This is a genomic window from Herbidospora sp. RD11066 (assembly GCF_054661255.1).
Map to the genome: position 1 here is coordinate 109,786 of NZ_BAAGDO010000004.1, position 17,203 is coordinate 126,988.

At 69.5% G+C, this 17,203-nt stretch carries 15 protein-coding genes; 7 read left to right on the forward strand and 8 right to left on the reverse strand.

The features are described 5' to 3' along the window. Window position 1: 1 nt before the first annotated feature. Window positions 2-4,288: a DNRLRE domain-containing protein gene (locus ACYQ78_RS17355; protein WP_459801883.1), complete on the reverse strand. Its 4,287-nt coding sequence runs from the start codon at window positions 4,286-4,288 to the stop codon at window positions 2-4. Between ACYQ78_RS17355 and ACYQ78_RS17360 the strand changes: the two genes are divergently transcribed. The 5 genes from ACYQ78_RS17360 (at window position 4,269) to helR (ending at window position 10,074) form a co-directional block, all read left to right on the forward strand. Further along, window positions 4,269-4,502, forward strand: a complete 234-nt coding sequence (locus ACYQ78_RS17360; RefSeq protein ID WP_459801884.1) for a hypothetical protein — start codon at window positions 4,269-4,271, stop codon at window positions 4,500-4,502. The two genes, ACYQ78_RS17355 and ACYQ78_RS17360, sit on opposite strands and share 20 nt — an antisense overlap. Window positions 4,503-4,769: 267 nt before the next feature. Next, window positions 4,770-5,399, forward strand: a complete 630-nt coding sequence (locus ACYQ78_RS17365; RefSeq protein ID WP_459801885.1) for an HD domain-containing protein — start codon at window positions 4,770-4,772, stop codon at window positions 5,397-5,399. 9 nt (window positions 5,400-5,408) lie between these two features. Further along, entirely contained in the window at window positions 5,409-6,329 is a 921-nt protein-coding gene (locus ACYQ78_RS17370; RefSeq protein ID WP_459801886.1) for an NADP-dependent oxidoreductase, read from the forward strand. Between the two features lie 163 nt (window positions 6,330-6,492). Further along, a complete protein-coding gene (locus ACYQ78_RS17375) occupies window positions 6,493-7,818 on the forward strand; it encodes a sensor histidine kinase (protein ID WP_459801887.1) in 1,326 nt (441 codons plus the stop codon). Between the two features lie 126 nt (window positions 7,819-7,944). Beyond that, the gene (gene helR, locus ACYQ78_RS17380) at window positions 7,945-10,074 is read left to right on the forward strand and encodes an RNA polymerase recycling motor ATPase HelR (RefSeq protein ID WP_459801888.1); all 2,130 of its coding nucleotides are present in this window, start codon (window positions 7,945-7,947) and stop codon (window positions 10,072-10,074) included. Here the strand turns inward: helR and ACYQ78_RS17385 are convergent. Together ACYQ78_RS17385 and ACYQ78_RS17390 are read right to left on the reverse strand one after the other, a co-directional pair. Then, window positions 10,047-11,177: a hypothetical protein gene (locus tag ACYQ78_RS17385; RefSeq protein ID WP_459801889.1), complete on the reverse strand. Its 1,131-nt coding sequence runs from the start codon at window positions 11,175-11,177 to the stop codon at window positions 10,047-10,049. The genes helR and ACYQ78_RS17385 overlap by 28 nt on opposite strands. A 75-nt stretch (window positions 11,178-11,252) precedes the next feature. Continuing rightward, the gene (locus ACYQ78_RS17390; RefSeq protein WP_459801890.1) at window positions 11,253-11,813 is read right to left on the reverse strand and encodes a PadR family transcriptional regulator; all 561 of its coding nucleotides are present in this window, start codon (window positions 11,811-11,813) and stop codon (window positions 11,253-11,255) included. Window positions 11,814-11,856: 43 nt separating this feature from the next. On the opposite strand from ACYQ78_RS17390, the gene ACYQ78_RS17395 reads away from it, so the two are divergent. Then, window positions 11,857-13,011, forward strand: a complete 1,155-nt coding sequence (locus ACYQ78_RS17395; protein WP_459801891.1) for an FAD-dependent oxidoreductase — start codon at window positions 11,857-11,859, stop codon at window positions 13,009-13,011. Here ACYQ78_RS17395 and ACYQ78_RS17400 read toward each other — a convergent pair. Next, the gene (locus ACYQ78_RS17400) at window positions 13,008-13,859 is read right to left on the reverse strand and encodes a class II glutamine amidotransferase (RefSeq protein ID WP_459801892.1); all 852 of its coding nucleotides are present in this window, start codon (window positions 13,857-13,859) and stop codon (window positions 13,008-13,010) included. The two genes, ACYQ78_RS17395 and ACYQ78_RS17400, sit on opposite strands and share 4 nt — an antisense overlap. 170 nt (window positions 13,860-14,029) lie before the next feature. Between ACYQ78_RS17400 and ACYQ78_RS17405 the strand changes: the two genes are divergently transcribed. Continuing rightward, window positions 14,030-14,362 carry a helix-turn-helix domain-containing protein gene (locus tag ACYQ78_RS17405; protein WP_459801893.1) on the forward strand — a complete coding sequence of 111 codons (333 nt, stop codon included), beginning with the start codon at window positions 14,030-14,032 and terminating at the stop codon, window positions 14,360-14,362. Here the strand turns inward: ACYQ78_RS17405 and ACYQ78_RS17410 are convergent, their stop codons facing one another. The 4 genes from ACYQ78_RS17410 to ACYQ78_RS17425 are packed head-to-tail and all read right to left on the reverse strand — an operon-like array spanning window position 14,363 to window position 17,136. Continuing rightward, window positions 14,363-14,872: a hypothetical protein gene (locus ACYQ78_RS17410; RefSeq protein ID WP_459801894.1), complete on the reverse strand. Its 510-nt coding sequence runs from the start codon at window positions 14,870-14,872 to the stop codon at window positions 14,363-14,365. A gap of 40 nt (window positions 14,873-14,912) precedes the next feature. Continuing rightward, window positions 14,913-15,206 (reverse strand): PepSY domain-containing protein, encoded by a 294-nt coding sequence (locus ACYQ78_RS17415; RefSeq protein WP_459801895.1) that lies wholly within the window; start codon window positions 15,204-15,206, stop codon window positions 14,913-14,915. A 35-nt stretch (window positions 15,207-15,241) separates the two neighbouring features. Next, window positions 15,242-16,462, reverse strand: a complete 1,221-nt coding sequence (locus ACYQ78_RS17420) for a sensor histidine kinase (protein ID WP_459801896.1) — start codon at window positions 16,460-16,462, stop codon at window positions 15,242-15,244. Next, entirely contained in the window at window positions 16,459-17,136 is a 678-nt protein-coding gene (locus ACYQ78_RS17425; protein WP_459802406.1) for a response regulator transcription factor, read from the reverse strand. Before ACYQ78_RS17425 ends, ACYQ78_RS17420 begins: the two co-directional genes overlap by 4 nt. Window positions 17,137-17,203 lie beyond the last annotated feature (67 nt).

A 17,203-nucleotide genomic window follows, 5' to 3' on the forward strand; every position in this document is an offset into this window, starting at 1 on the left:
GTCAGCGGACCGGAGGCTGGTCACGGTCCTGGGCGCGCGGGTTGGCGGCGACGTAGAAGGGGTCGTTGCCGAGCCTGCGCGTCTGCTGGTAGAAGACGCCGAGCTGGCTGCCGGAACTGCGGTTGTCGGACGCGTTGATGTAGCGCACCGAGAAGTTGCCGTTGGCCGAGAGCGAGCCTTCCTTCGTGCTGGCGAAGGGGAACTCGTCGCAGTCCAGCTTCTCTTCCTTCGGTTTCACGTCCGGCCATTCCTTGCGGCAGATGCCGATCGAATGGGCGCGGTTCTTCTTGATGGTCCCGGTGGGCGCCAAGTCGGGGTCGACCAGATCCGCGGTGGCTCCTTCGACCTCACGGTGCAGAGGCCCGTAAGGGGCGTGTCCGGGGACCTTCTTGGGCTTGTCGATCTCCGGTTTCGTCCACTTGTCGGCGTTGAAGTACGCATCCCACACGTGCTTGGCCGACTCCTTCACCCCGTCGTCCTTGACGGCGTCGAAGGTCAGTACCGGCGCGACGTCGGCCAGGACGCATCCGCCGGTGTAGTTCTTGATCAGCGGGGAGGTGTCACACTTGACCACCGGCCTCTGCAGGGGGACGGCGCCCGTGATGTCCCCGCCGGGAGTGGCGGGGGTCCGGGGCGAGTCGAAGCCGATAGTCGGCATGATCTTGCAGGTGCTCACCAGGTCCTTGCCCGCTCCCATGCTCTTGGGCGAGTGGATCGTCCACTCCGCCTCAGGCTGGGTGGTCCAGGTGGGCAGAGTGGCGTTCTTGGCGAACCGTGCGCCATCTCGCGGACCGCCGTCCTGGATCTGGCACTGCGACGTCGTCACCACGCCCGCCCGGATCTTCATCGGGGAGAAGTAGGTCAGGTCGCTGCCGACGACGAATCTGGGCTTCTCGAAGCGCCAGGTGAAGACGGTGTCACGGCCGTGCTTCCCCGACGACGCGTCGATCTCGGCGTTGCTGGTGCCCTTCTTGCCGCCGACGTAGGTGTAGGCGCGCAGTCTGGCCGTGATGACCGCCTGCCCCTTCCACACCCGGGTCATCTTCGGGGGCCTCGTTCGGTAGTCGGTCTCTTCCTCATAGGCGGGCACTGTCCAGACGAATTGGGCGCACCAGTTGTACGGATTGCTGGAGTGACCGATCTTCTTCGTCCCGTCCGGTCTCGGACGCGGCCCGGTCGCGAGCGCATCGTTGGCGCAGTCGTCCCAGTCCACACGGTGGTAGGGGAAGCCGACAGGCGCGGCCGCCGCCGCGACGCCGGTGTGCGTCACCGTCGCGCTCTCCCAGCCGGACCAGGACCCGACGATATCGCCCGCCGTGGCGCGGGCCCGCCAGCGCACCTTCCAGCCGTCGGCCAGCTTGCCGGCCGGTGGCCGGACCGATCCCACCGCTCCCGAGGACACATCGGAGGTGGATCCGGACCAGATCAGGCCCCGGCCCTGGGAGTCCGCCCCCGGTTCGTGCTCCAGCTGGAACTCGACAGTCGACGGGCGGTGCAGCGGATCGGCCACCTTGGCCATGAGCTCGGGGGACGCGGTGTGGACGACCTCGCCGTTGTCACGGGTGACCGAACGGGTCCACACCTGGCTGACCGCCGGTGTGACGTCGGTGGTCGCCGAGGCCGAGCCGGCCTTCGCCCGCGCGCTCATCCATTCGTAGACGGCGAAGGACCAGGAGAACGGCTGCATCACGTTGCCCGCGGCGTCTCTGGCACCGCTGACCGTCGCCTCATAGATGAAGTCGAGGGGCTGGGACGGGGTGAAGGTCAGGACCGTTCCGGTGCCGTCCATCGACGAACTGCCGGGAACCGTCTCCTCGAAGAACAGGTCCGTCAGCGTCAGCTTCGCACCGGTCACCCGCTCGCTGAAGGTCACCCGGACCTTCGCGTTGGACGCCACGCCCTCCGCTCCGTCGGCCGGGCTCACACTGACGACGGTGGGTCGGGTGGTGTCCGGCGTGCCGGTCGGCGTCGGCGTGGGCGTCGGGGTGGGGCTGGGGCTGGGGCCCGTGGTGGTTCCGTCGAGGTAGGTCACCTTGAGTACGGGAGCGTGCCCGGTTTCGGAGGAGGCCCAGCCACGATCGAATTCGGGTGCCGAGAAGGACTCGTTGGCGCCGCGCAGCACCAGGCCCTGGTTGGGCTGCCCGGCCGCCCAGTCGCGCACGATGGAGGTCAGCGGCCAGGTCCAGGTGAGGGGCATTCCGTTCGGCTGATCGGCCGAGCAGCCGCCGGGATCCGTCGCCGAGGCCTCGCCGGTCGTCGTCGCGGCCGGCTGGTTGGCCCAGGAGAGCGCGCTGGTGCTCCACGAGCCGGTCACGCGTCGCGCCTTGATGCTCGATGCGCTGTCACCGCACCCGTAACCGTCGTTGTTCCACGCCTCCAGCTTCGCGTCCGTGATGGTCTTCCCCGCCAGGACCGAGGTGTCGAACTTCAGGTAGGTGCGCTCCGTCACCAGGAAGGAGAAGCCGCCGTAGGTGCCTGCCCACAGCGAGGTGTCACCGGTTTCGATCGACCCCTGGTTGTCGAGCCACAGGTCCGTCTGCAGGGGCAGGGAGACCGTGCGCTCGACGGGCGTCGGGGAGGGGGACGGCGAGGGGGTCGGTGTGGGCGTGGGGGTTGGGGTGGGCGTGCCGCCTCCGATGGTGAACGACCAGGAGTACGGGCCCGCCATGGCGTTGCCGGCGAGGTCCTGGGCTCCGGTCACCTCGACGGTGTAGGTCGCGCCCGCCGTCAAAGGCTGGGCCGGGGTGAAGTCGGCGGCCGTGTCCTCGCCGGTCGCTTCCGTCTCACCCACCACGACCGCCCCGCCGGGATCCTTTACGGTCACGATCGCCCCGGTCACCGGCTCGTCGAACACCGCCACGACGCTGGTGGCCGCATCGACGTTCTGCGCGGCGGTGGACGGACTCGTCTCGACGACCGACGGAGGGGTCTCGTCCGGCCCCTCGGGCTCCTCCTCCGGCAGGATCAGGTCGGCGGGGTCGACCTCGTAGGTGTCGATGGCCTGCTCGGTCATCGCCTGCGCCTCTTCCAGCGTGATCTCGGGAAGAGACGGAGTGTCGGATGCGACCTCGAACCGGTTCGCCGCCGCGCTCTCGTAAGCCAGCGGCTCGTCGGAGTCCGGATCGTCGATCAGGGTCGGGATCACCACGTCCTGCTTGGTGATGGCCGGGATGTAGTTGACGATCAGGACCGGGCCACGCGGCTGGTCCTCGGATGCGTAGTTGCCGTACTCGGAGGAGCGGTACCAGCGCCAGTTGGTGGCTTCCGACTCGCTCGCGGAGCTGAGCTGCACGCCGTAGTCGGGCTGGCCGTCCATCCAGTCCTGGACCATCTGCTCGATGGAGTACCAGAGTTCGCCTTCACCACGGGAGCAGTCGTCGGTGTAGGCGCCCTTGAGACCGACCTGGCCGGTCGTGGTCACCGACGGCTGCCTGCTCCAGGTGAGAGTGGACATGTCCCACGACGAGGTGACGCGCCGGGCGACGATCCCGGAGCCGATCTCCGACTGGCAGAGGTTGGAGCGGTAGTTCCACAGGCGCAGGTCGGAGTTGACGACCTCGCCGCCCTCAAGAGGGGTGTCCTTGACGTTGAAGCGGATGTACCCGCGCCAGGTGACGCTGCCGCTGTTGGATTTGCCGACCTGGATGCGGTCGAGGCTGTTGTTCGAGGCGCCGTTCTGGTAGGTCGAGTTGTTGACGAAGGTGTCGCCGTCGATCCCCGTGCCGGTCCAGTCCTCCGCCGGGACGGCGAGGGTCACCGGAAAGGTGACTGCGGGGTCGGCCAGGAATCCGGCGTCCGGGGCCACCGTCAGGACCGGAGCGTCGGTGGCCTGGTCGATCGTGGCGGGTGCCGATGCGGTGTGCCCCGACTCGGGTCGTTCCAGCGCCGCCGCGTCGAGCATCAGGGCCGGCGCGATGGGAGCGATCTTCTTCTTGCCGTCGTCACCCAGCAGGGCGGGCGCCCCGGCGGTGTCCTTGCCATAGCGCAGACCCTTCGGCAGTCCGACCGGGAACCGTAGCTTCAGCTTTCCGGTGGGCCGTTGCCGGATGACCACCTCCTGGCGGAAACCCGTGGGGGTCGCGGTGACGACCAGGTCGAGGCCCTCGCCGTACGCAGATCGGTAGGTGGCGGTGCTGCCGCGCAGTTCGGGCCGCAGAAGGTCGGCGGGCGCGTGGACGGACACCTCGCCCGCGTCGCCCGCGGTCTTCAGGACGGCGGTGTCGCCACCGGACGAAAGCGTGAGGTCGCCCTTCGTCACCTTCGGGCGGATGACGCCGTCGGCCTCCACCAGCGTGGTGTCGATCGGCTGCCACTGTCCGTCCTGCCGGATCCGGATCGGCGTGGTGTGGAGTTCGGTGTGGAGCGTCGTGCCATCGGGGTTCGCGTACGTGGTCGTGGTCTCCGACCGGAGCGAGGGGATCTCGATGAGCCTGTTCTGCTTCTTGGCCTCGGACTGTGCGCTGAACAGCGGATTCCCGGTGGCCGAGGCGGGAGCGGGTTAGGGTTCGGCCACGGCCGGGGGCTGCGTGACCGCCAAAGACGTCGTCAACCCTAAGAGGGCGACCACGACGCTACGGCGAGATGTCTGCGATCTGGACAAAGTGTTACTTTACTCCTGTCTTACTACGTACCATGCAAAACAGGTCAGATATTGACATGTGTCAGATCTCAGGAGCAAACCAGACATAAGGCAACCGGTCCGCCGGGTTTGTACGTTTTTGGCAGCCCCCTTCCCCGGACCAAGGCCGGTCCGTGGGCAGCATGGAAGCATGCTCATCGCTGGACTGGGGATCCCCGACACGGCCTCCACCGCCGAGGCGACCAGAGTGGCCGAGAAGACCGGCCCACTCCTCTACCACCACTCCCGGCGGGTCTACCTCTTCGGCCTGATCCACGCCGAGCAGCTCGGCGTCAAACCCGACCCCGAACTGCTATACCTGGCCGCCATGTTCCACGACACCGGCCTCAACACCCCGTTCTCCGACGTCGTGCAGCGCTTCGAGGTCGACGGCGCCGACCATGCCCGGAAGTTCCTGCTCGACCACGGCTTCCCCGCCACTGCGGCCGACACCGTCTGGACGGCCATCGCACTCCACACCACCCCGGGCATCCCCGCCCGCATGGCCCCGGAGATCGCGGCCACACATCTCGGGGTGCTGACCGACATCGTCGGCTACGGGCTCGACCGGCTCGACCGCGATCGGGTCGACGAGATCGTGGCCGTCCACCCGCGAGGGGATTTCAAGAACGCGTTCCTGCGGACCTACTTCGAGGGGCAGAAGGACCGGCCCGACACGACCAACGGCACGGTCAACTCCGACGTTCTGGAGCATTTCATGCCGGGGTTCCGGCGGACGACGACGGTCGAGCGTGTGCTCGGTTCGTCTTGGCCGAGCTGAGGGGGGAAGATGCGGGCGATCATCGTACAAGACCGGAACGCGGGGGTCGGGGGGCTCGACCTGACCGAGCGGCCTCATCCGCGCGCCGCGGAGAACGACGTCGTCGTGCGGGTGCACGCCGCCGGTTTCACCCCCGGTGAGCTCGACTGGCCGTCGACGTGGACCGACCGGGCCGGGCGTGATCGGGCTCCGTCCATTCCGGGGCACGAGCTGTCGGGGGTGGTGGCGGAGCTCGGGTACGGGACCACCGGGCTCACCGTCGGGCAGCGGGTGTTCGGGCTGGCCGACTGGGCGCGGGACGGGACGCTGGCGGAATACGTCGCGGTGGAGGCGCGCAATCTCGCTCCGCTCGCCGCCGACATCGGGCACACGGTGGCGGCCGCGCTGCCGATCTCGGGGCTGACCGCGTGGCAGGGGCTGTTCGACCACGCCCGGCTCACGACCGGGCAGACCGTTCTGGTGCACGGCGCCGCCGGTGGGGTCGGGTCGATCGCGGTGCAGCTCGCGCGGGAGGCGGGGGCCTATGTGATCGGCACCGGCCGTGAGGACGACCGTGAGGTGGCGCTCGGCCTCGGGGCGCGGGAGTTCCTCGACCTGGGCGCCGGCGACTGGCACCACATCGGCGAGGTGGACGTGGTCTTCGACGTCGTCGGCGGCGAGGTCTGCGCGCGGTCGGCCGAGCTGGTCCGGCCCGGTGGCACGCTCGTCACCATCGCCGAGCCGCCCAAAGCGCAGCCCCGGGGTGGCAGGGCGGTCTTCTTCGTGGTCGAGCCCGACCGGGTCCGGCTGGCCGACCTCGCCGAGCGGGTCAGGGCCGGGCGGCTGAAACCGCTGGTCGGTGATGTACGCCCACTCTCCGAGACGGCCGCCGCGTTCGCCCGGCACCGGCGGACACCGGGCAAGACGGTCATCCGGGTGGTCGAAGAGTAAATCTTTACCTCGTGGAAGCCCGCTGTGGCGGGGATTCGCGTCTTCCCAGGTGGTGGAGGTTTTGGCCAGGCAAGTTCCCCGCCATAGTCTCAATGGATAAGGAGGGTGTCCGCCTCCCCGGAGTTCGGCCCGGACCCCCGTACGACGATACGAAGGTCCTTGGATGACGCAAGCCTTCCGAGTCAGGAGGACGGTCGCCACCGCCCTCGTCACCACTCTGGTGTGCATCGGGGTCAGCCTGCTCTTCCTGCTGTTCGCGGGCTACAAGGAGAACGACAGCGTGATGGCGCAGGCCGTCTCGGCGTGGGACCGGGTGGTCCCGCAGATCCGGGAGGGCCCCCTTCCGCCGACCCTGCACGAAACCTCGGTCAAAGCCGTCCAGGTCGTGGACGCCCGGGGCCACGTCGTGTCGTCCACCCCCGAACTCGTCGGGATGGGGCCGATCGCGCACTTCCACGCGGACAAGGCGAACGTCCGCGCCGAAAGGGTGCTGTGCCCGCCGGCGGGGCTGAGGGGGTGCGAGAACGTCCTGTCGTTCAAGGTCTACCAGCCCGGCGGATTCTGGACGCTCTACCTGGCGATCCCCGTGGTCGCCTGGTACGGCAGCGGCCAGTCCGTCCTTCTCGCGGTCGGCACGTCGCTGCTGGTGATCACGGTCATCACCGCCTGGACGTTCCGCGACCTCACCAAGGCGCTGGCCCCCGTGAACGCCATCCGCTCGCGCATGGCCGAGATCACCGCCTCCGGCCTCGACCGCCGCGTACCCGTGTCGGAGAAGTACGAGGAGATCCGCCTCCTCGCCGAGACCGTGAACGCCACCCTCGACCGCCTCGAAGTCGCCTACCAGCAGCTCCGCCGCTTCACCCAGGACGCCTCCCACGACCTGCGCACCCCCATCACGGCCATGCGGGCCCAGCTGGAGGAGGCGCTGATGCACCCCGAGGACACCGACTGGCCGGTGATGAGCACGGAGGTGCTCGCCGGGGTCGAACGCCTCCAGGCCATCGTCACCGACCTGCTGACCCTGGCCCGCCTCGACGCCCGCGCCCCCCTCGACCGGTCGCCGACCGACCTGGCCGCGCTGGTCGACGGGGAGCTGAAACGCCGCAACGCCAGGAAGGAGTTCGTCGGCGACCTGACCCAGGACGTCCACGTCGACTGCGACCGGCTGCGGATCCTGCGGGTGCTCGGCAACCTGCTCGACAACGCCGAACGCCACGCGGTCTCACGGATCACGGTGGTCGTGCGTCGCGACGGTCCGACGGCCATTCTGGAGGTCATCGACGACGGGGCGGGTATCGCACCCGAACACCGGGAGGTCGTCTTCGACCGCTTCACCCGGCTCGACGCCTCACGGGCGCGCGACGCCGGTGGGACGGGGCTGGGATTGGCCATCGCGAGGGAGATCGCCGAAGCGCACGGTGGGACACTGACGATCGAGGACAGCGAACGGGGAGCGCGGTTCGTCTTGCGCATTCCGTCGGTCTGAAATGGGGGAGACCAACTCCCCTCCATTAACAACCTATAGCGCACCCCCGGGCTTGCCACAAGCCCCCCGTCATGCCGCACAATCGTCCGGCCAAGCACACAACCTGCGAAAACGGGGGACGCAGACGTGAATCCGCTGACTACCAGCGCGTTCCACCTTCCCGACCATCTCGCGCCCAAGGCCGATCCGGCTCTGATCGCCCGGGACGAGAAGCACTTCGCCGCCATCTCCGAGAGCCTCCAGCGGTCGATCGCCGATCTGTCCGCGCGCCTCGACGCCGAGCGCAAGGCCCCCGGCGGCCAGGGGCGGGCCGCGTTCGACCGCGACCAGGAGGTCCACCGGCTGACCGCCCGGCTCCGGGCGCTGCGCCGCTTCGGGCTGGACCTGTGCCTGGGGCACATGGTCGCCGACGGCGGCGAGCCCGTCTACATCGGGCGGCTCGGGCTCACCGACGGTGACGGGGAGCGGCTGCTGCTCGACTGGCGGTCGCCCGCCGCCGAGCCGTTCTTCGGGGCCACCCACGCCAATCCGATGGGGCTGGCCAGCCGCCGCCGCTACCGCTGGACGGCCGGGCGCATCAGCGACTACTGGGACGAGGTCTTCACCCAGGACGGGTTCGAGGGCCACGCCGCCGCGCTCGACGACCAGTCGGCGTTCATCGCCAGCCTCGGCGGCAACCGGTCGGGGCGCATGCTGGACGTCCTCGGCACCATCCAGGCCGACCAGGACGCCATCATCCGGGCCGGGAGCCGGGGCGCGCTCGTCGTCGACGGCGGTCCGGGCACGGGTAAGACGGTCGTGGCGCTGCACCGGTCGGCCTACCTGCTCTACTCCGACCCGCGGCTCGGCCACCACAAGGGCGGGGTGCTCTTCGTGGGGCCCCACCAGCACTATCTGGCCTATGTGGCCGACGTACTGCCCAGTCTGGGCGAAGAAGGGGTGCGGACCTGCACCCTGCGCGACCTGGTCAAAGAGGGGGCGGCGGCCTCCGTCGAGAGCGACGCCGAGGTGGCGCGGCTGAAGGCGTCGGCCGAGATGGTCAAGGCCATCGAGCCCGCCGTGCGGTTCTACGAGAACCGGCCGAAGACGGGCATGGAGGTCACCGACGCGAAGATCCACCTGAGCCCGGACGACTGGGCCGACGCCTTCGACGCGCCCGACCCCGACACCCCGCACAACGAGGCGCGCGACGTCATCTGGCAGGAGCTGCTGACGATCCTGACCGACAAGTACGAGGGTGACGCCTCGCGCGACATGGTCCGGCGGTCGCTGCTCCAGGACCGGGAGCTGGTCACCACGTTCAACCGGGCGTGGCCGCTGATCGAGGCGGCCGATTTGGTCGGCGACCTGTGGACGGTCCCGGCCTACCTGCGCCTGTGCGCGCCCTGGCTGACCATCGAGCAGATCCGCCTGCTCCAGCGCCAGGACGCCCAGGCCTGGACCACCGCCGACCTGCCGCTCCTGGACGCCGCCCGCCAGCGGCTCGGCGACCCGGAGGCCGCGGCGGTCAAGCGCCGCCGGCAGGCGGCCATCGCTCAGGAGCGCGAGCGGACCGACCACGTCATCGACCGCCTGCTCGACACCGACGACGACGGTGAGGGCCTGATCACGATGTTCCACAACCAGGACATGCGCGACGCACTGGTCGACGAGAACGTCGCCCCCGGCGTCGAGCCCGACGTGCTGGCGGGCCCGTTCGCCCACGTCGTGGTCGACGAGGCCCAGGAACTCACCGACGCCGAGTGGCAGATGCTGCTGCTGCGCTGCCCGTCGCGGAGCTTCACCATCGTCGGCGACCGGGCCCAGGCCAGGCACGGCTTCACCGAGACGTGGCAGGAGCGCCTGGAGCGCATCGGCCTCGACCGGGTCACCCTGGCCCAGCTGACCGTCAACTACCGCACCCCCGAAGAGATCATGTCCGAGGCCGAGCCGGTGATCAGGGCCGCCCTGCCCGACGCCAACGTGCCCACCTCGATCCGCACCGGCGGCGTCCCGGTCCGCCACGGCTCGGTCTCCGAGCTCGCTTCGGTCCTGGAGGCGTGGCAGGGCGACGGCATCGCCTGCGTGATCGGCGACCCGTCCTTCCGGCCGACGGCCCGGGTGCGGTCGCTGACACCGGAGCTGTCGAAGGGCCTGGAGTTCGACCTGGTCGTCCTGATCGACCCCGAGAAGTTCGGCGAGGGGATCGAAGGAGCTGTCGACCGGTACGTCGCCATGACCCGCGCCACTCAGGAACTGGTGATCCTCACGGGCTGAAGGATCGCCTGGAACTCGTAGGAGGCCACGTCGGTGCGGGACAGGTCGCCCGCCTCGAAGATCGTCGTCGAGGTCACGGTCAGGGTGATGACGGGCTGGTCGCCGCTGTGGTCGAAGGTGCCGCCGACGGTGACCTTGGCGTCGTCGTCGGCGCGTTCGCCCGACACCACGTAGACCCGGTCGGTGCCGGTGATCGTGCCCTCGACCGGGTAGACGTCGGTGCGGGAGTCGGCCGGGGCGTAGACGAAGTCGCCGCCGTCGCGGTCGCCGATGACGAAAACCGCTCCGGCGATGCGGGCGCGGATGCTGTCGAGGTGGTCGGGGTCGCCCTGGAGCTGGTTCAGCGAGACCACGGTCTCCACCGAGTAGCGGGTGCCCTCGGCGTCCGGTGGGGTCACGTTCGTGCCGGTCGGTTCGGGGTCGACGGGGGAGGAGATCAGGGCCTCGGGGTCGTCGGAGATCTGGTCGGCGTCCAATTTGGCGGTGAAGACGCCGCGTTCGGTGTCGCCGACGCCCTGGAGGCTGATGGCGCCGTCGAGGCGGGAGCCTTCGGCGGTGAAGCGGATCTCGCCGCGGTCGGGGGTGTACGCCGTGGCCGTCACGCCCGAGGTCACGGTGAAGAAGTTGATGTCCTTGAGGGTCTGGGCGGCCGGGGTGAGCACGGTCTCGGCGCCGTCGGTCTCCCATTGGGCGTAGAGGTCGTCTTCGCTGCCGCCGAGGCAGCTCGCGTTGGTCGCGAACCAGATGGCGCCGGGGGCGGGGGTGCCGACCGGGTTGCCGACGCGCAGGCACCAGTCGAACGGCTGAGGACCGGCCGACGGCCTGATCCGTAATTCGCCCTGCCGGGTGAACGGGGCGCCCCCGGCGGCGCTGCCCTCGAGGACGACCGTGTAAGTGCCGGGGCGGATGCCCTGGACGGCGGCGACGGGGGTTTCGGGCGCCTTTTCCTCGTCGTCGTTCAGGAGCAGGAATATCGTCGCCGCGCCCATGACGACCAGAACCAGTAGAACGATCCAAATAAAAGGCCCGTTCGGCAGCGGCGGTTTGACGATGACCCGGTTGCCGTCGCCCGTGACCTCGACGTTGATCTCGGATTTGTCCACCGGATGCTCCGTTTTATTGGGCGGCCCGAAAAAAGAAATGAAGAAAGGCATCGCCACTTTACGGAAAAGGCCGGGTCAGGGCCAGGAGATCTCGCCGTTCCGCAGGTCGCCGAGCAGAAGGCGAACATAATCCGCCTCGGCGGTGACGGCCGCCCGCTGGAATTCGGTCTCGACCAGGAACACCCGGGGCAGGAAGGTCGCGCCGTCGGTGAGTTCGGCGTCGAGGGCGGCCAAGCGGATCTCCAGCGCGGTCAGCCGTTCGGTCAGCGCCTCGACGACTTCGGTGGTCGTCAGCACCGGGAGGAAGGCCAGGGCGGCCGGGAACTCCGGATATTCGCTCTTGGGGGTGGAGAGCATCGTCCGCATCCACGCGCGGAGCGTGTCGCGGCCGGTGGCGGTGGGTTCGTAGACGGTGCGCTCGGGGCGGTTCTCGTCGCGGGTGGTGGTCTGCACGGCGATCAGGCCGTCGCGGAGCAGGCGCTCGATCGTCTGGTAGACGCTGTTGCGCTGCGCGACGTTGACGACGTCGTCCTTGTGGCGCTCCTTGATCAGTCGCTGCATCCGGTAGGCGTGCATCGGGGCCTCCACGACCAGGGAGAGCACCGCCATCGCCAGAGGAGATCGCCGGGGTGTCATGGCGGCCATCGTATGTAATAGTCATTTTATGTATAGTCATAGTATGACCAAGGAAGCGTTGATCATCGGTGGCGGTATCGCGGGGCCGGTCACGGCCATGGCACTCCGGAAGGCCGGGCTCGGAGTGCGACTGTTCGAGGCGTACGACCGGGGCTCCGACGGCGTCGGTGCGTTCCTGACCCTGGCGGAGAACGGGCTGGAGGCGCTGCGCGTCCTCGACCTGCGCGACCTCGTGATCGACCTGGGGATGGACACGCCCGAGGGCGTCATGGTCAACGCGAAGGGCCGGGAGCTGGCCTCCATCCCGCAGCCGAGCCGGTCGCTCCGCCGGGGCGACCTCTACCTCGCCCTCCGCGACGAGGCCACCCGGCGGGGCGTGACCGTCGAATACGGCAAACGGCTGGTCGACGCGGTCGCCGGGAGCGGGGGCGTACAGGCGGAGTTCGCCGACGGGACCACGGCCGATGGCGCGCTGCTCATCGGCGCCGACGGGCTGCGGTCGCGCACGCGGCAGATCATCGACCCCGGCGCGCCCCGGCCCCGGCACCTGGGGCTGCTCAACACGGGCGGGTTCGCCGAGGGGCTGCGGCTGCCGGGGCGGCCCGGCGTCAGCCACTTCGTGTTCGGGCGGCGCTGCTTCTTCGGCTACCTCATCCACCCAGACGGCGGCGTGTGGTGGTTCGCCAACCCGGCCAGCCCCAAGGAACCCACCGCCGCCGACCTGGCGGCCGTCACGCCCGAGGCGCTGACGAACCTGTTCCGGGACGACGCCGGGCCGATGCGCGACATCATCGCGGCCACCCCGCACATGCTGCCGGCCTGGAACACCTACGACCTGCCGACCGTGCCGACCTGGTCGAACTCTCACATGGTGATCGTCGGCGACGCCGCCCACGCGACCTCGCCCTCCTCGGGGCAGGGCGCGTCGATGGCGATCGAGGACGCCGTCGTCCTGGCGAAATGCCTGCGCGACCGGGAGACGCCGGCCGCGGCCTTCGCCGTCTACGAACGGCTGCGCCGGGGGCGGGTGGAGCGGGTCGTCGCGCAGGGCAAGCGCAACGGCGACGGCAAGGCGCCGGGGCCTTTCGGGGCCTTCGTCCGCGACCTGTTCCTGCCGGTGGTGCTCCGGCAGGTGGCCAAACGGGGGTCGCTGTCGTGGATGTTCGACCACCGCATTGTCTGGGACGAACCGGTCTAGACGGAGTGCTGCGAGGCCGCCGCCTCGGGGCGCAGGTCGCGCAGGCTCATCTGGTGGCGGGGCGGGTCGGGCAGGATGATCTTCCTGTGGACGCGCTGGGCCCCGTCCACATGGAGGAGTTCGCCGGGTTCCATCAGGCGCCAGCCGGGGTCGTCGTCCATGCGTTCGCTGGCGACCACGACGCAGGGCATGGTGGCCAGGTCGGAGCTGTGCACGCGGATCCGGCCGTCGGTGCCCTCGTGGCGGAGGTGGGCCGGGGGGCGCTCCAGGGCGTACAGGCGATGGGTTTCGGGATAGCGCAGCGCCCACAGTTCGCGGTCGGAGATGAGCAGCACGTTGAGCGCGAACAGCGGGAGCTGTTCGGCGATCCAGCGGGCCGTGGTGGTGATGGCGGCGGTGACGTCGCCGCCGTTGGCGCGGATCTCACCGGTGATGAGGGCGAACACGCGCTCCGAGTCGGTGTCGCCCCTGACGAGTGAGCGGTCGGGGCCGAGACGGGCGTCCATCCGGTCGAGCCCCTCGACGACGCCGTTGTGCGCGAACAGGCGGTTGTCCTGCCTGAAGGGGTGGGTGTTCTTCATGTCCAGGCCGCCGGTCGAGGCGTAGCGCACGTGCGCGATGAAGGTCGTCGAGCTCACCTGCTTGGCCTCCTCGGCGAAGCAGCGGTCCTCGTAGGCGGCGATCGGGGCCTTGTGCACGCGGGCCTCTCCGTCGTCGGTGAAGAAGCCCAGCCCCGCCCCCTCGGGGTCGCGGTGACTCTGGGCGGTGAGCGAGTCGGGGGCGTCCAGCAGCCAGAACGTCGCTTTGGTGCGGTGCGGGGCGGCGGTCAACCCGAAGAGGCGGCACATGACGTCGTTATCCCCGCAGCCGCAAACCGGCACAGATCGGCAGGGACAACGGTTTGTCCAGCTGGGATCATGGGCGTGGTCAAGTGCGGCCATACGGCGGATATACGTGGGCTATACAGCCGCCTTCTACGTTGGAACGTATGTCGCGGATGACCATGGATGATCACCTGATGGCACGCATTGTCACGTATATCGACCGCCGCCTCGGCGACCCCGACCTGTGCCCGCCCACCATCGCCTCGGCGCACTACCTGTCGATTCGAGGGCTCTACCGCATGTTCGAGGCCAGGGGGCTCTCGGCCGCGCGGTTCATCAGGTCGCGCCGGCTGGAGCGCTGCCGGGCCGAACTGGTCTCACCGTCCATGACGGGGGTGCCGGTGGGAGTGATCGCGCAGCGGTGGGGGTTCCGCTCGTGCTCGCACTTCTCCCGGGTCTTTCTCGAGGAGTACGGGGAGTCGCCGGCCGCCTACCGGAAACGGTGGTCGGAGAGCGCCGCCGCCTGATCAGGTGCCCAGCGGCGGCACATTCCATTCGGCCCGTTCCTCGTCGGTGGTGGCCGGGTCGACGTCCCACAGCCGGAACCCCGTGACGTCCTCCACGTATTGCGTGCCGTAGTGCTGCGGCAGGCCCTGGTCCATCAGCCAGCGGTCCATCGCCGCGGCGGCCAGCCATTTCGAGGGCCCGTAGCCCGCCAGCGCGCTCAGGCGTGCCAGCACATGGGCCAGGTGGTGGTGTTCGACCAGCCCAGAATGCTGGAGCACGACCGCCACGTTGTAGTAGTCGCGGGGCGATCGCACATGCCCGCTCCCCAGCAGCCGCATCGCCTTGGAGCGGCGGGCGAGATCGCGGTCGAGGTGCCCGTCGGCGAGTTCACCGCCGGCCCGATCCGCCTGGTCTTCGGCGAACAGGCGGATCAGCACGGGATTGTCCGGGGAATGGGCGTCGGGGGCGGACAACCGGTCGAGGACCAACGGAAGGTTGAATCGTTCTCCGACCAACCGTGGGCTCGCCATGCCCTCAGTGTGAATCTTGGATCAGGTGGCGTCGAGAGCGTCAGTCGTCGTAGTCGCGCTTGAATTTGATGATGCGGCCGTTGGACACGGCGACGTACACGTCGTACTCCCAGTTGCCCTTCTCGAGTTCGATTTTCCACGTCTTGTGGCCGTGCTCGTATTCGCGTTCGACATCGCTCACGTACGCGCCGGGGACCTTCTTCTTCGCGATTTTCACCGCCTGCGCTTTGGTGACCGAAGTGGTGCCGGCTGTTGTGGCGGCGACGGCGGGGGTGGCGGCGGCGGTCAGGCCGAGAACGGTGACCGCGGCGGCTACCGCGTAGCGGATTCTCATGCCCTCAGATTCGTGGAACTCCCGATAGCGCCACGCTAAGACGTCACTAACGTCAGCACCACGCGCGCGCCGCCGTGGGCCGAGCTCTCCAACCGCATGTCCTGTACGGTCCTGCGCACGATGTCCAGACCGAGTCCGGTCGACCCTGCCCCGCTCCGCCCGCGCTCCAGGGCCGACGGGCCGAAGCCCGGGCCGTCGTCCTCGACTACGAGGTCGGTGGCGGAGAGACGTACCGAAAAAGGAACCCCTTCGTCGGTGTGGGCGAACACGTTCTCGAAGAGGGCGTCCAAGGCGGCGGCGAGGTCGGGGGCGGAGACGGGCACCTCGACCGCGAACGGCGGCACCGACACCGCGAACGCGCGCTCCTGCTCCTCGGCCAGCACCGACCAGAACTCCGCCCGCTCGCGCACCACGAGGGCCGCGTCACACGACCCCTTCTCTTGTGTACGCCGCCGCGCGTCGAGGATCACCGAGGTCACGGCCTTCTCCAGCGCGTCGACCCGGGCGGCGATGCGCTCGGCCTCCGCGGGGTCGCGCAGCGACTCGGCCTCCAGCCGGAGCCCGGTCAGCGGGGTGCGCAGCCGGTGGGAGATGTCGGCGACCGTCTCGCGCTCCTCGGCCAGTAGTTCGCCGATGCGTCCGGCCAGATGGTTGAGCGCGAGCCCGGCCGATCTGACCTCCGGCGGCCCGCCCGGCACCGCACGCGCGTCGAGATCGCCTCCCGCCAGCCGGTGGGACACCCGGGCCAGCGCGGTCGTCGGCCGCGTGATCGCCACCGCCAGCCGATCGGCGAGCGCCACCCCGAGCCCGATCAGCACGATCCCGAGCAGCAGCAGCCCGAGCCAGGTCTCACTCACGCCCCGCATCAGATCGTCCGGAGTGAGCCTGACCTGGACCACGCTCGTCCCATCGGGCCCCTGCACCGCGACGAGCACCTCCCGGCCGCCGTCGGGGGAGACGGCGGTGAAACTGCGTCCCCGGCGGGCCAGCTCGACGGCCTCCGAGATGGGTTTGGCCTGGGGGAGGAAGACGGCGATGTCATGCCCACCGGTCGCCTCGCCCCTCCTGATGGTGAGGTCCAGCGTCGCCTGGTCGACGGTGCCGATCACCGCCCCGACCGACTGCGCCTCGGCCGTGGCCTGCGTGATCGCGCCGTTCTCAGCCGTCGCCCTGACCAGAAGGGCCAGCGGAACCAGCATGGCCACCAGAACGAGCGAGGTCGTGGCCGCCACCAGCAGCGCAAGCCGCCGCCTCACGGCGACACCAGCTTCACCCCTACGCCGCGCATCGTGTGGAGGTAGCGCGGCTCCTGGGCCGTTTCGCCGAGTTTGCGCCGCAGCCACGACAGGTGCACGTCGACCGTCTTGTCGGTACCGCCGTAGGGGAGTTGCCAGACCTCGATGAGGAGTTCGCGTTTCGTCACGACATGTCCGGCGCGTGAGGCCAGATAAAGGAGCAGGTCGAACTCGCGGGGGGTCAGGTCGAGCACGCGCCCGTCAAGGGAGGCTTCGCGGCCTCGGGGGTCGACGCGCAGGCCGCCGACCGTCACCGTCGGGTCGCCGGAGACCGAGCCGGTGCGGCGCAGGACCGCGCGCACCCGCGCGTCGAGCTGCGCCGCCGTGAACGGTTTCACCAGATAGTCGTCGGCGCCCGCGTCGAGGACCCGGACCGACTCGGCGTCGCCGTCACGCGCGGTGGCCACGATCACCGGGACCGAGGACACCGCCCGCAGCATCCGGAGCAGTTCGGCCCCGTCGAGGTCGGGCAGGCCCAGGTCGAGCACGACGAGGTCGGGCCGGTCGTCGAGGGCCATCCGCAGCCCTTCGAGGGCGGCCGACGCCGAGGCGACGGCGTGGCCCTTGTCGCGGAGGGCCCGGACCAGCGCGGTCCGGATCGTCACGTCGTCTTCGATGAGCAACAGGCTGGCCATGGTGCCCGTCAGGCTAGCCAATGTCCGATTCTGAAGCGAAGGGCCTTATCGTCGCGTTAACCCGGCC

What these genes read in the sequence shown, in the direction of transcription:
- ACYQ78_RS17395 (WP_459801891.1), top strand. Translation starts at nt 11,857, where the DNA reads ATGACCAAGGAAGCGTTGATCATCGGTGGCGGTATCGCGGGGCCGGTC.
- ACYQ78_RS17400 (WP_459801892.1), bottom strand. Translation starts at nt 13,859, where the DNA reads ATGTGCCGCCTCTTCGGGTTGACCGCCGCCCCGCACCGCACCAAAGCG.
- ACYQ78_RS17425 (WP_459802406.1), bottom strand. Translation starts at nt 17,136, where the DNA reads ATGGCCAGCCTGTTGCTCATCGAAGACGACGTGACGATCCGGACCGCG.
- ACYQ78_RS17365 (WP_459801885.1), top strand. Translation starts at nt 4,770, where the DNA reads ATGCTCATCGCTGGACTGGGGATCCCCGACACGGCCTCCACCGCCGAG.
- ACYQ78_RS17370 (WP_459801886.1), top strand. Translation starts at nt 5,409, where the DNA reads ATGCGGGCGATCATCGTACAAGACCGGAACGCGGGGGTCGGGGGGCTC.
- ACYQ78_RS17375 (WP_459801887.1), top strand. Translation starts at nt 6,493, where the DNA reads ATGACGCAAGCCTTCCGAGTCAGGAGGACGGTCGCCACCGCCCTCGTC.
- ACYQ78_RS17410 (WP_459801894.1), bottom strand. Translation starts at nt 14,872, where the DNA reads ATGGCGAGCCCACGGTTGGTCGGAGAACGATTCAACCTTCCGTTGGTC.
- ACYQ78_RS17360 (WP_459801884.1), top strand. Translation starts at nt 4,269, where the DNA reads ATGACGCCGTCGGCCTCCACCAGCGTGGTGTCGATCGGCTGCCACTGT.
- ACYQ78_RS17415 (WP_459801895.1), bottom strand. Translation starts at nt 15,206, where the DNA reads ATGAGAATCCGCTACGCGGTAGCCGCCGCGGTCACCGTTCTCGGCCTG.
- ACYQ78_RS17390 (WP_459801890.1), bottom strand. Translation starts at nt 11,813, where the DNA reads ATGACACCCCGGCGATCTCCTCTGGCGATGGCGGTGCTCTCCCTGGTC.
- ACYQ78_RS17405 (WP_459801893.1), top strand. Translation starts at nt 14,030, where the DNA reads ATGGCACGCATTGTCACGTATATCGACCGCCGCCTCGGCGACCCCGAC.